This window comes from Mesorhizobium sp. LSJC269B00 (assembly GCF_000502815.1).
Classification (GTDB): Bacteria; Pseudomonadota; Alphaproteobacteria; order Rhizobiales; family Rhizobiaceae; genus Mesorhizobium.
Map to the genome: position 1 here is coordinate 141,113 of NZ_AYVN01000015.1, position 12,859 is coordinate 153,971.

The 12,859-nt window shown below is 63.3% G+C and carries 14 protein-coding genes and 1 pseudogene; 6 read left to right on the forward strand and 9 right to left on the reverse strand.

Going from position 1 to position 12,859, the window contains the following annotated elements; genetic code table 11:
* The first annotated feature begins 64 nt into the window (after window positions 1-64).
* On the forward strand, window positions 65-2,344 hold the full coding sequence (locus X771_RS139325; protein WP_023690031.1) for an NADP-dependent malic enzyme: 2,280 nt from the start codon (window positions 65-67) through the stop codon (window positions 2,342-2,344).
* Between the two features lie 124 nt (window positions 2,345-2,468).
* Window positions 2,469-3,542: a sensor domain-containing diguanylate cyclase gene (locus tag X771_RS139320; protein WP_023732507.1), complete on the forward strand. Its 1,074-nt coding sequence runs from the start codon at window positions 2,469-2,471 to the stop codon at window positions 3,540-3,542.
* A gap of 71 nt (window positions 3,543-3,613) precedes the next feature.
* Here X771_RS139320 and X771_RS139315 read toward each other — a convergent pair.
* Together X771_RS139315 and X771_RS1000000169920 are read right to left on the reverse strand one after the other, a co-directional pair.
* A pseudogene (locus X771_RS139315) lies at window positions 3,614-4,342 on the reverse strand (adenosine kinase); the annotation flags it as partial.
* Window positions 4,258-5,004: an adenosine kinase gene (locus X771_RS1000000169920; protein WP_156936040.1), complete on the reverse strand. Its 747-nt coding sequence runs from the start codon at window positions 5,002-5,004 to the stop codon at window positions 4,258-4,260. The pseudogene X771_RS139315 and the gene X771_RS1000000169920, both read right to left, overlap by 85 nt.
* 56 nt (window positions 5,005-5,060) lie before the next feature.
* On the opposite strand from X771_RS1000000169920, the gene X771_RS139305 reads away from it, so the two are divergent.
* Together X771_RS139305 and X771_RS139300 are read left to right on the forward strand one after the other, a co-directional pair.
* Complete coding sequence (locus X771_RS139305) at window positions 5,061-5,963, forward strand: EamA family transporter (protein ID WP_023690035.1); 903 nt, start codon at window positions 5,061-5,063, stop codon at window positions 5,961-5,963.
* Between the two features lie 197 nt (window positions 5,964-6,160).
* The gene (locus tag X771_RS139300; protein ID WP_023690036.1) at window positions 6,161-6,862 is read left to right on the forward strand and encodes a sulfate transporter family protein; all 702 of its coding nucleotides are present in this window, start codon (window positions 6,161-6,163) and stop codon (window positions 6,860-6,862) included.
* A 5-nt stretch (window positions 6,863-6,867) separates the two neighbouring features.
* On the opposite strand, the gene X771_RS139295 is transcribed toward X771_RS139300, so the two are convergent.
* From X771_RS139295 to X771_RS139275, 7 genes are all read right to left on the reverse strand, one after another.
* A complete protein-coding gene (locus tag X771_RS139295) occupies window positions 6,868-7,866 on the reverse strand; it encodes a proline racemase family protein (protein ID WP_023690037.1) in 999 nt (332 codons plus the stop codon).
* A 13-nt stretch (window positions 7,867-7,879) separates the two neighbouring features.
* Window positions 7,880-8,683 (reverse strand): oxaloacetate decarboxylase, encoded by an 804-nt coding sequence (locus tag X771_RS139290; RefSeq protein ID WP_023690038.1) that lies wholly within the window; start codon window positions 8,681-8,683, stop codon window positions 7,880-7,882.
* Between the two features lie 78 nt (window positions 8,684-8,761).
* Window positions 8,762-8,935, reverse strand: coding sequence for a hypothetical protein (locus tag X771_RS1000000169460; RefSeq protein ID WP_023690039.1), 174 nt, complete (start codon window positions 8,933-8,935; stop codon window positions 8,762-8,764).
* A complete protein-coding gene (locus X771_RS01000000165440; RefSeq protein WP_023690040.1) occupies window positions 8,932-9,579 on the reverse strand; it encodes a hypothetical protein in 648 nt (215 codons plus the stop codon). The genes X771_RS1000000169460 and X771_RS01000000165440 overlap by 4 nt, the downstream gene beginning before the upstream one ends.
* A 176-nt stretch (window positions 9,580-9,755) precedes the next feature.
* Window positions 9,756-10,415, reverse strand: coding sequence for an HAD family phosphatase (locus tag X771_RS139285; RefSeq protein WP_023685119.1), 660 nt, complete (start codon window positions 10,413-10,415; stop codon window positions 9,756-9,758).
* Window positions 10,416-10,901 (reverse strand): dUTP diphosphatase, encoded by a 486-nt coding sequence (gene dut, locus X771_RS139280; protein ID WP_023690041.1) that lies wholly within the window; start codon window positions 10,899-10,901, stop codon window positions 10,416-10,418.
* 85 nt (window positions 10,902-10,986) lie between these two features.
* Window positions 10,987-11,457 (reverse strand): Lrp/AsnC family transcriptional regulator, encoded by a 471-nt coding sequence (locus X771_RS139275; RefSeq protein WP_023690042.1) that lies wholly within the window; start codon window positions 11,455-11,457, stop codon window positions 10,987-10,989.
* Between the two features lie 114 nt (window positions 11,458-11,571).
* Here X771_RS139275 and X771_RS139270 point away from each other — a divergent pair, with 114 nt between their 5' ends.
* Complete coding sequence (locus X771_RS139270) at window positions 11,572-11,826, forward strand: DUF6356 family protein (protein WP_023685117.1); 255 nt, start codon at window positions 11,572-11,574, stop codon at window positions 11,824-11,826.
* Window positions 11,827-11,841: 15 nt separating this feature from the next.
* Window positions 11,842-12,636, forward strand: coding sequence for a class II glutamine amidotransferase (locus X771_RS139265; RefSeq protein ID WP_023690043.1), 795 nt, complete (start codon window positions 11,842-11,844; stop codon window positions 12,634-12,636).
* Window positions 12,637-12,859 lie beyond the last annotated feature (223 nt).

Sequence of the window (12,859 nt, forward strand, 5' to 3'; positions counted from 1 at the left end):
CAGAAGTTTCAAAAACACGCACCCGTCTCAAGGGGGCGACACCGGCGAGGAAATCAAAAGCATCATGGCCAAGAAAACCGAAAACAGCGGCCCCTCCGTCAGCGCCGAGGAGGCGCTGGAATTCCACGCCATGGGCCGCCCCGGCAAGCTGGAGATCGTCGCCACCAAGCCGATGGCTACGCAGCGCGATCTGAGCCTCGCCTATTCGCCGGGTGTGGCGGTTCCTGTGCTGGCCATCGCCGAAGACCCCAGCCGCGCTTTCGACTACACGACGCGCGGCAACATGGTCGCCGTCATCTCCAACGGCACCGCCATTCTCGGCCTCGGCAATCTCGGCGCGTTGGCCTCCAAGCCGGTGATGGAAGGCAAGGCGGTGCTGTTCAAGCGCTTCGCCGATGTCGATTCCATCGACCTCGAGGTCGACACCGAGGATGCCGACGAATTCATCAACTGCGTGCGCTTTCTCGGCCCGTCCTTCGGCGGCATCAACCTGGAAGACATCAAGGCGCCGGAATGCTTCATCATCGAGCAGCGGCTGCGCGAACTGATGGACATCCCGGTCTTCCATGACGACCAGCACGGCACCGCCATCATCTCGGCCGCCGGGCTGATCAACGCGCTGGAGATCACCGGCCGCGACATGAAGACCACGAAAATGGTCTGCAACGGCGCCGGCGCCGCCGGCATTGCCTGCATCGAACTGATGAAGGCGATAGGCTTTGCCCCCGAGAACATCATCCTGTGCGACACCAAGGGCGTCGTCTACCAGGGCCGCACCGAAGGCATGAACCAGTGGAAGTCGGCGCATGCGGTCAAGACCGACACGCGCAGCCTGGCCGAGGCGCTGGACGGCGCCGACGTCTTCCTCGGCCTGTCGGCCAAGGGCGCATTGACCACCAAGATGGTGCAGTCGATGGCCAAGAACCCGATCATCTTCGCCATGGCCAATCCCGACCCGGAGATCACGCCGGAGGAAGTGGCCGAAATCCGCACCGATGCCATCATGGCCACCGGGCGTTCCGACTACCCCAACCAGGTCAACAATGTGCTGGGCTTCCCCTACATCTTCCGCGGTGCGCTGGATGTCAGGGCCATCACCATCAATGACGACATGAAGATCGCCGCAGCGAGAGCGCTGGCCGACCTGGCGCGCAAGGACGTGCCCGACGATGTCGCCGCCGCCTATCAGGGCAACCGGCCGAAATTCGGCCCCAACTACATCATCCCGGTGCCGTTCGATCCGCGCCTGATCTCGGCCATCCCGCTCGCTGTGGCCAAGGCGGCGATGGAGTCAGGCGTCGCCCGCAAGCCTATCCTCGACCTCGACCGCTACGCGCAGGAGCTGTCGGCCCGCCGCGACCCGATCGCCTCGACCTTGCAGCGCATCTACGATCGCGTCCGCCGCCAGCCCAAGCGCATCGTCTTTGCCGAGGGCGAGGAAGAACAGGTGATGCGCGCCGCCGTATCCTATGTGAACCAGAAGCTCGGCACCGCGATCCTGCTTGGCCGCGACGACGTCATCAAGGAAAACGCCAGGCACGCCGGCATCGACCTGAACAAGCAAGGCATCGAGATCATCAATGCCAGGCTTTCGCGCCGCAACAGCATCTACACCGATTATCTCTACGAGCGCATGCAGCGCAAAGGCTTCCTGTTCCGCGACTGCCAGCGGCTGATCAACAACGACCGCAACCATTTCGCTGCCTGCATGGTGGCGCTGGGCGATGCCGACGGCATCGTCACCGGCGTCACCCGCAACTATTCCACGGCGCTTGACGATATCCGCCGCGTCATCGACGCCAAGCCCGGACACCGCGTCATCGGCGTCTCCATCGTGCTCGCGCGGGGCAAAACAGTCCTCGTCGCCGATACCGCCGTGCACGACATGCCCAATGCCGAACAGATCGCCGACATCGCCGAAGAGGCGGCGGGATTTGCCCGCCGCATGGGCTACGAGCCGAGGCTCGCCATGCTTGCCTATTCGACCTTCGGCCACCCGCAGGGCGAACGCTCCGAGCGGGTGCAGGAAGCGGTGCGTATCCTCGACAAGCGCCGCGTCGATTTCGAATATGACGGCGAGATGGCCGCCGACGTTGCGTTGAACGCCCGTGCCATGGCGCAGTATCCGTTCATCCGGCTGACCGGCCCGGCCAACGTGCTGATCATGCCGGCGTTCCACTCGGCCTCGATCTCGACCAAGATGCTGCAGGAACTCGGCGGCTCCACCGTCATCGGCCCGCTGCTGGTCGGCTTGAACAAACCGGTCCAGATCGTCTCGCTCAACGCCAAGGATTCGGACATCGTCAACATGGCTGCGATCGCGGCCTATAGCGCGGGAGCCTGATTGGCGGCAAAATCGCCAACGCATAAGAGATTGATAATATTCGGCTGCTATAGGGAACGTTCTCGCCCCCTATGGCCTTATGGCATTGGCGGCGCGCTCAGACCGCCAAAACGGGGGTGCGGCCATGAAGCATGACACGGCATCTGTGGTCGGCCAGGGGGTCTATCACGACGAGCGCCTGGATGCGCTGCTGAGCATCACCGGCCGCATGGACGGTTATCTCTACCGTTGCCGCAACGATGCGTCCTACACCATGCTCTACATCAGCGACGGCATTTTAACCGTCAGCGGTTATCGGCCGAGCGACTTCATTCAAAATGCCGTGCGCGACTATGTCTCGGCGATCCACCCGGATGATCTCGCTGCGGTCTATGCCGCCGTCGATACCGCGCTCGAGGCGCGCTGCAACTGGAACGTCGACTACCGCATCGTGCCACAGGTCGGCGAGCCGCTCTGGGTGCGCGAGATCGGAGGCGGGGTCTGGGATGGTGCCGGCGAACTCGAATTCCTCGAAGGTTTCGTCGTCGACATTAGCGACCGTAAGGTAGTCGAGGATCTCAATGCCGAACTGCTGCTCGAACTCAAGGCCGCCAATGAGGAACTCTCCGTACAAAAGCGCGAGATCGAGCTGGCCAAGCAGCAGAGCGATCATTCGGCCAACCACGATGCATTGACCGGCCTGCCCAACCGGCGCGCCTTTCACAACGAGCTGAGGTCGGTGATCGACCGCTGCGACAGCACCGGCCAGGCGGCCGGCCTGCTGTTCATCGACCTCGATAGGTTCAAGAAGGTCAACGACACGCTCGGCCACGAGGCCGGCGACGCGCTGCTGCAGGAGGTGGCGGGTCAGCTTCGCACCATCCTGCGCAGCGCTGATTTCGTGGCGCGGCTCGGTGGAGACGAGTTCGCATTCCTGTTTTCAGGAGAGGCTAGCCGGGCCCGACAGAAGGCCGTGGGCGTCGCCGAACGTATCCTGGAAAAGCTGCGGATCAAGGTGCCGACGCCGAATGGAGCCATCCATGTTGGTTGCACCGTTGGCGTCGCCATCTACCCGGCGGAAGCGTCCGATTCGGAGGCGCTGATAACGCTCGCCGACCGACTGATGTACATCGGCAAAAAGAGCGGCCGCAACCGGCTGGTCACCGCCGGGGCTTTGGAACCCGGGCCTACGTCCGACGACCTTCGCCGCACCGCCTGAGCGGAGCGCCGGACAGCCTGATCCGGCGGGAACCCCTCATCTGGCTCGGCGCTGCGCGCCGAAAGACGGCCCTACAGCAACCCCGCCAATTGGGCCGCGCTGCGCAGGTTTTGCCGCGGCCGTGGCCCGAGCTGCTGGATCACCAGCCCGGCGGCCAGCGAGCCGAGATCGCCGCAATCCTTCAGGCTGCGCCCCGAGGTGTAGCCGTAGAGGAAACCGGCGGCATAGAGGTCGCCGGCGCCGGTGGTGTCGACCAGTTCGCGGATCGTCGTCGCCTGAATGGTGACGGTCTCGTCGCCGCGCACGATCACTGAGCCTTTTTCGGAGCGGGTGACGGCGGCAATCTTGCAGTCTTTGCGGATAGCCGCCAGCGCCTCGTCGAAGGATTTTGTCTGGTAGAGCGACTTGATCTCGTGGCTGTTGGCAAAGACAATGTCGACAGTGCCCGAGCGCATCAGCTCGAGGAACTCGTCCCGGTAGCGGTCGACGCAGAACGAATCCGACAACGTCATCGACACTTCGCGCCCGGCCTCGTGTGCGAGCTTCGCCGTCTGCCGGATCGCCTCCTTGGCGCGCGGCGGATCCCACAGATAGCCCTCGAAATAGGTAACCTTGGCGCCGGATGCCTTGTCGGCCTCGACGTCTTCCGGGCCGAGTTCGACGCAGGCGCCGAGATAGGTGTTCATCGAACGCTCGCCATCGGGGGTGACGAATATCATCGAGCGCGCCGTCGGCGGCTGTCCCTCAAGCGGCCTGGTGTCGAAGGCAACGCCCTGGGCATGGATGTCATGGGCGTAGATTNCTCCTTGGCGCGCGGCGGATCCCACAGATAGCCCTCGAAATAGGTAACCTTGGCGCCGGATGCCTTGTCGGCCTCCACGTCTTCCGGGCCGAGTTCGACGCAGGCGCCGAGATAGGTGTTCATCGAACGCTCGCCATCGGGGGTGACGAATATCATCGAGCGCGCCGTCGGCGGCTGTCCCTCAAGCGGCCTAGTGTCGAAGGCAACGCCCTGGGCATGGATGTCATGGGCGTAGATCTCGCCGAGCGGGTCGTTCGATACCTTGCCGAAGAATGCGGCGCGGCCGCCGAAGCTGGCGACGCCCGCCGCCGTGTTGCCGGCGCTGCCGCCCGAGGCCTCGATCGCCGGCCCCATGCGGCTGTAGAGCAGCTCGGCGCGCTTGGTGTCGATGAGGTTCATCGCACCCTTGATGATGCCGTTGGTCTCGAGAAAAGCGTCGTCGCACTGGGCGATGATGTCGACAATGGCATTGCCGATGCAAAGCACGTCAAAATCCGGCATCAATGTCTCCGCCTCGGAACCTGCCGGCTTTCTGCCGCGCCCGGGCGGGTCTACAGCATCACCCCGAAAAATGGCAACCGATTTCCATCCTTTGCCGGCCCAAGCCGGCGCGCGCGCCTGGGACGAGGCTCCATCACAGTTCGACCGTGGCCGAAGCATCTGACCGCCGGGTCGCCTACAAGCTTGGCCTCAAATCAAGCGCTGGAAGCACCCGCATGCAAGCAAAGACCGACATGACCACCGAACTGGCGCTGCTTGGCGTGCTGGCCGCCCTGTGGGGCGCGTCCTATACCTTCATCAAGATCGGTGTCGAGACGATCCCGCCGATATCCTTCATCGCTGCCCGCACCTTGATTGCCGGCGCCATCCTGCTCGCGCTGATCCGCTGGCGCGGCCTCGCCATGCCCAAGGACAGCGCGACCTTGTGGCGGTTCATGGTCCAGGCCTGCCTCAACAGCGTCGTGCCGTTCACGCTGATCGCCGCCGCCGAGCGCTCCATCGACGCCGGTCTGGCCACCATTCTCAACGCGACCTCGCCGATCTTCACCTTCCTGCTGACCGCGCTTATCACCCGCCATGAATCCGTGACCGCACGCAAGCTGTTCGGTGTCGGTGCCGGCATTGCCGGCATTTGCCTGATCGTCGGCACCCAGGCGCTTGGCGGGCTCGGCCATCAATTGTGGGCGCAGCTTGCCGTCATTGCCGCCACGGTCTGCTATGCCGGCGCCGCCATTTTCGGCCGCGGCTTTAGGGGACTCGACCCGATGCTGCCGGCCGCCGGCTCGATGCTGTGCGGCGCGGTCATCCTCGTCCCCTTGAGCCTGGCCTTCGACCGCCCGTGGACCCTGTCGCCTTCAATGGCGTCGATACTGGCCTTGTTGGCATTGTCGGTGTTCTCCACGGCGCTGGCCTTCTGCATCTTTTTCCGCCTCATCCACACGCTTGGTTCGGTCGGCACGACGTCGCAGGCCTATCTGCGCGTGCCGATCGGCGTCGGCATCGGCGTCGTGTTCCTCGGCGAGAGCCTTGGGCCGACAGCTTTCTGGGGCATGGGCTGCGTCGTCGCCGGCGTTGCGGCAATGACCATCCCAGCCCGCTCCCGGGCGCTGGCGCGCTAGATCGTGATGAGATTTGGTTGAAATCTCATCATGATCTAACCCTTTGTTGGAGCATGATCTTTTCCAAAAACCGGTACCCACTTTTTGGGATCATGCTCTAGTTCCCGTCCGGAATTGCGCCCGCTCCAGCAGGCTTGCGGCTGACAGGGTCTCAGCCTATGTCGGAGATATCCGTTCGTTCCTGGGGGTGAAACGCCGTGATCTTCAACGCTGCCCGCGCCGCCTTCAGCCGGCTGTTTTCTCCCGAATTCCGCGCGGTTTTCCTGAAGACGCTGGGCTTGACCGTCCTGGCGCTGGTCGCGTTGTGGTTCGTCTTGACCGGGCTTGTCGATTGGCTGGCCCTGCCATGGGTTCACTCCTTGCTGCCCGGCCTGCCGTCCTGGGCCGGATGGCTGAGCGGCATCATCGCTGCCATCGCGCTTGCCTTCGGGATGGCGCTGCTGATCGCGCCGGTGACGGCAATCGTGGCGGGCCTGTTTCTCGAAGACATCGCCGAAGTGGTCGAGCGCACCGACTATCCGGCCGATCCCGTCGGACGCGCCATGCCGGCGCTGCGCTCGCTCGTGTTGTCGGTGAAATTCTTCGGCGTTGTCATCCTGGGCAACATCGTCGCCCTGCTGCTTCTGTTGGTTCCGGGCGTCAACATCGCCGCCTTCTTCATCGTCAACGGCTATCTGCTGGGACGTGAATTCTTCGAATTCGCCGCCATGCGCTTCCGCCCGGAAGACGAGGCGAGGGCGTTGCGCCGGAAACATGCCGGCACCGTGTTTCTGGCCGGGCTGCTCATTGCCGCCTTTCTCGCCGTGCCCCTGCTCAACCTGCTGACGCCGCTCTTTGCCGCCGCCATGATGGTGCATCTGCACAAGGCGGTCGGCGCGCGGGAGAGCGCCGGGCGATAGGCCTATCAACGCAGAAGAAAACCGCGTCCCAATTCGTCATCCGGCTCGACGGTGAATTCCGCCCGGCCCGAATAGTAGGCGCGGCCGCCGACGCGGGCGATGATCGCATCATGCGGGCCGGCCATGGTCGTGCGCGCCACCGCTCCGGAAAAGCGCGAGCCGGCGATGCTTTCGAAGGACCGCTCCTGACCAGGGTTGATCTCACCCTTGGCATGCATTGCCGCCAGCCGCGCGGTGACGCCGGAGCCGGTCGGCGAGCGGTCGACCTCGGCATCGGCAAAGACGCAGATGTTTTTTGTTGCCTCGCCGGAGAACGCATCGTGTCCATCGGTGAGGACGGTGCCGTAGAGGAAAGCGAGATCGGCATGGTCGGGATGCGATAGAGGGAACGCCGCCTTCAGCCGCTCGGTCAGCGCGGTTGCCGCGTCGACGAAATCGCGCACCCGGCTGCGGCCGAACTCCAGGCCGAATTGATGGCAGTCGGCCAGCGCGTAGAAGGCGCCGCCATAGGCGATGTCGAACGCAATCTTGCCGTATCCCCCCAATTCGATTTGTTGGTCATGGGCAAACAGAAAGGCCGGCACGCTTTCGAACGACACCGATCCCGCTTTGCCGTCCCTGACCTCGACCGAGGCGACGACCATGCCGCACGGCGCCTCGATGTTGACGGTGGTGATTGGCTCCTGCTTGACCACCAGCCCTTCGTCGACGGCGTAGCGGCCAAGCGCAATGATGGCGTGGCCGCACATCGTCGAATAGCCCTCGTTGTGCATAAACAGCACGGCCAGCTCGGCGCCGGGCAGGTCGGGCTCCACCAGCAGCGCGCCATACATGTCGTAGTGGCCGCGCGGCTCGAAGATCAGCAGCTTGCGCAAATGGTCGAGGTGGTCGCGCACATAGGCGCGCTTTTCCAGGATCGTGCCTTTGGGAATGTCTGGATAGCCGTCGGTGACGATCCTGAGCGGCTCGCCGCCGGTGTGCATGTCGACGACGGTGAGCGTCATGCGCCGGGACCCCCTAGCCTGAGGATTTGGAAAACAGCGCCTGCAATTTGCCGAACGGGATGGCGGCCCGGGTGAAGCCGAACGTGCCGTCCTGCTGGATCTCGCGCGCCGCGGTTTCCAGCATGCCGAAGGCGAAATTGGTCAGCCACGGACCGAGCGAGATGCGCTTGACCCCGGCCATGGCAAGGTCGGCGATGGTGAAGGCCGGCAGTGCCATGACGTTGACTGGCCTGCTCACCGCCGAGCAGATGTTCCGGATGGTCTCGACATCTTTGAGGCCGGGCGCATAGAGCACATCGGCGCCGGCCTTTTCGAAGGCCTGCAGCCGCTTGATCGTGTCGTCGAGATCCGGTTTGCCCCAAAGGAAATTCTCGGCCCGCGCGGTGAAGACGAAATCATGCTTGAGCGCCCGTGCGGCTTCAGCAGCAGCTGCAACGCGCTCGACGGCGTGTGAAAACTCATAGATCGGCTTGTCGGGATCGCCAGTATGGTCCTCGATCGAGCAGCCGGCGAGACCTGCCGCTTCGGCCGCAAAAACCGTCTCGGCGGCACTCGTCGCGCTGTTGCCCTTGCCTTTCTCGAGATCGGCCGACACCGGCAGGCTGGTCGCCGCCGTCAGCTCGCGGCAATGGTGGATCATCGCTTCGAACGTTACTGCGCCGTCGGGCAGGCCGCGCGAAAAGGCAAAGCCAGCGCTGGTCGTCGCCAGCGCCTTGAAGCCGAAGGAGGCCAGGAGCTTGGTCGTGCCGACATCCCAGGGATTGGGCATGACGAAGGTCGAGGCGTGCAGGTCGCGAAAGATCTTGCCCTTGTCCATGAGTGCTCCCTTCAGATGCGGAAATGTCGGCAGATTTCTATCGTGCAGAAATGCACCGGGCAAACGAATGCGGTTGGCTCAGAAGCGTTTGGCGTTCTCTCCTGCCAGTTTGTCCAGCGCGTCGGAATCCTTGACGTAGTGCAACGTCTTTTTGTCCCAATGATAGGTAACGGAAATTGCGTGGGCTTCAGGCTTGGGGGGCTGGTCGTCGCAGCTCTCGCCGTTGAGCACCGTGGCGTCGGTCACCGTCACTTTGACCGCGCATAAGGCTGTCCGTCAGCGATCGTCTGCAAAGCAACATCCTGCTTGCGGCTGTAGGCGCACAGGTTCTCATCGAAGGTGAAGATCATGTCGATCAGTTGGAATTTGTCGTCGCGCACCATGATCAGCGGCGTGATCGCGTAGTTTTGGCTTGAATTGAAATGCGCGCTCATGGTGATCACGATGTCGTCGTTCGGCCCAACGGAAAGCTTGCCCGGTTCACGGAAATAGGTGCCGCGGTCGAGCGCGACATTGACGGCGTCGAGCAGCTTCGGCTTGTCTGTGATGTCGTAGAGCGCCAGCACGGCATAGCCTTCGGCGCTGTCGGGAGAGTCGCCGAGGTCGTAGAGCATCGCCAGCCGGTCCTTGCCCCCGGCCTTGATGGCGAGCACGCCGGCGTTGGAGAGGCCCGATGTCTCAGGCGGCGAACCGCCGCCATCCGGTCCCTCGATGTGGCGCATCTCGATCGGCAATCCACCCCGGTAGAAACCGTTGCTGTCACCTGCGAGGCCGGGAATGACCATCCTTGCGAGGTCCAGATAGGTCACATCCATGTGGCCGGGGATGGCGCTGCCGAATTCCGGGAAGCTGACGGCTTGCGCGCCGGCTGCGGTCCAAAGCCACGGCAGCAGCACAAGCGCTAGAGCAATTTCAGGAAAAGTGTGTGCGGTTTTCCGGCCGGAAATTGCAACAAAACAAAAAGATAGAGCGGTTCGCCGTTTCCATGAAACGGTGAAACGCTTTAGGATGGAGCGAAGCAGGTTCGTTGGCATGGGCGCCTCAGGCTGGCCGCGCGGAACCTAACACAGCTTCAGTGGATCGGCACCAGCCCGGCAAGTTCGCGCATGTCGTCGAACAGGACGCCGCCGGCGCTGGCCAGGCCATCGCGGTCGGAATAGGGATCGCCATGATAGGCATAGACACGCATGCCGGCGGCAATGCCGGCCTGCGTGCCGGCTACGCTGTCCTCGATGACGATGCAGTCGGCCGGCGCAAAACCCATGGTCTTTGCCGCATGCAGGAACAGGTCCGGGAACGGCTTGCCGCGGCTGACCATGGTCGAAGAGAACATGGCATGCTCGAACAGCGGCAGCAGCCCGGTCTGGCCGAGCGTGATGTGCATCTTCGAGATACGCGCAGAAGTGGCGACGCAATAGGGAATGCCGGCCGCGCGAACCGCCTCGATGAAGTCGCGCACATAGGGGATCGCCTCGACGCCATGCGCAAACAGATCGGGCAGGCCGGCATTCCAGCGATCGACGAAATCGGCGCCGAGCCGCACCGTGGTCGTCTCTTCGATTTCCTTCTGCACCGAAGCCATGCTGCGGCCGGAAAAATATTTGCGGCAATATTCGAATGTGGTGGGATAACCGGCGGCAACAAACCACTCGGCAAGCCGCCGGTTGGCAAGGTTCTCGGTGTCGACCAGGATTCCGTCGCAGTCGAAGATGACCAGTTTCGGTATGCTCATTCAGGCGGTGCCGGTCGATCCGAACCCGCCCGCGCCGCGCGTCGTGGCGCCGGCCAGCGAGCGCTCCTCAACCGTCACCTGCGTCACCGCGGCAAAGACGATCTGGGCAATGCGCATGCCGCGCGTCACCGCGAAATCCTCGTCGCCGAGGTTGACCAGCAGCACCTTAACCTCGCCGCGATAGTCGCTGTCGACCGTGCCTGGTGAATTGAGGACGGTCAGCCCATGCTTGAAGGCAAGGCCGGAGCGCGGCCGCACCTGGCCTTCCATTCCTTCGGGAATTTCCAGGATCAGACCGGTCGGCACCAAGGCGCGCTTGCCAGGCAGGATCAGCAGCGGCCGGTCTTCCGGCACCGCGGCGCGCAGATCCATGCCGGCGGCGCCGGTGCTTTCGTAAGCGGGAAGGGGAAGTCCATCGCCATGCGGCAACCTGACGAAGCCGACGGTTGGACCGATGACGGAGGAATTGTGGAGGGCTGCGCGCATAAAATCGATCCTATCGGCGCGAACGGCGATTCGGTCAACTCGTCCGCAGGCCTATCAACGGCTTTCTTTCGGGCGTCAGTGTGACCTAGCGCAATTCCACCGGAACGACCGTCGTCTCCTTGATCTCCTCCATGACGAAGGAGGCCGAAACGTCCGACAGCGCCACCTTGGCGATCAGCCGCTGATAGAGGCGGTCATAGGCCTTCATGTCAGCGACGCGGGCGCGCAGCACGTAGTCGAGATCGCCGGACATGCGATAGACCCCGGTGATCTCTGGAAAACCGGTCACCGCCGCACGGAACTTCTGCAGCCAGTCCGGGTCATGATTGGAGGTGCGGATCAGGATGAACACCGAAAGTCCGAGCCCGAGCTTGTCGGCATCGACCAGCGCCACCCGTCCGGTGATGACGCCGTCCTCTTCCAGCCGCTTGACCCGGCGCCAGCAGGCGTTGCGCGACAGCGACACTTTTTCGGAGAGCTGATCGACCGACAGTGTGCCGTCGCGTTGCAGCTCGGCCAGCAATCTTCGGTCGATTTCATCGAATTCAAGCGCCATGTTGGGATGAATGTCCCGAACGACGGCGTTAGACAAGGACAAATTGAGACCGATGAACCTTTACCCCGTGGCAGGATACCCACATCGGGGCTTATCCCGGCAGGAGGGATCACCATGACGACGCTGTTTTCGAAGCTGTTCACCTCTCACCCGGCCAAGGTGGGCGAGACCTATTTCAGCCATATGGCCTTTGCCGCCTGGTTCTGCTCGCGCCTCCTGATGGCCGCTGGTGCGGCACTCGTTCACGCTTTCTTGCCGTTTCTCTTCGAAACTACGGCAAGCCGAATCGTTCGCGAACTCTACGAGCGGACGCACAACAGAGGCTCGCACGCGGTCAAGGAGCCCCAGGCTCTCTTGGATCGCGCCTAGGATTGGTTAGAAGCGATGTGCCGATGGGCGGCCTATCTGGGTGACGCGGTCTTCCTCGAGGACGTCGTCACCGCGCCTTGCCACTCGCTGATTGCCCAGAGCCATTGCGCCCAGGAAGCCAAGTCGCCGACCAATGGCGACGGTTTCGGCCTTGCCTGGTATGGCGACCGGCCCGAGCCCGGCCTCTACCGCGACATCCTGCCGGCCTGGTCGGATCCCAATCTGAAAAGCCTGTGCCGACAGATCAAATCCGGCCTGTTCCTCGCCCATGTCAGAGCGTCGACCGGCGGCGCCACCAGCCGCATGAACTGCCACCCCTTCATCTCCGGCAGCTGGTCGTTCATGCACAATGGCCAGATCGGCGGCTTCGAAAAGATCCGCCGCGCGCTGGAGAACTCGCTCTGCGACGCCGTCTTCGACCAGCGCGAGGGCACCACCGATTCCGAATTGTTTTTCCTGCTGATGATCGATGAGGGTCTTGCTGGCGACCCGCAAGGGGCAGTATCGCGCGCCACCGCTCGGGTTCTAGAGGCGTCACGCCACGCCGGTCTGGAGCCAGCCGTGAAACTGACCGCAGCGTTCTCGGATGGGCAGGCGCTCTATGCCGTGCGCTACGCCAGCGACGCCCACGCGCCGACGCTGTACACGTCGGTGCGCAATGCCGGCCGTTGCATCGTGTCGGAGCCTTTCGATCGCGAGGGCGGGGAATGGCAGGCCATCCCGCCGGCGAGTTTTGTGACCATTACGGGTGATGGGATGAGCATTCGGCCGTTCGTGCCGGCTGTGGCAAGGCTGGCACTGGTCGTCTAGGCCCTAGTCTAGGCCGCATTCTTCGCGCCCCCCTCTGTCCTGCCCTCCCCACGAGGGGGGAGATTGGAGGTCACGGCGGCCTTCGCCAATTTTCAACGCAGGAAAAGGGGCGCCGAAGCCAAAGCTGCCAATCGCCCCCCAAAGTGGGCATAGGCGCTAAGATAGCTTTGGCATGGACTGAAACTTGCGCTTTCGTGGTGGTTCGCGCCAGCGATATCGCAAG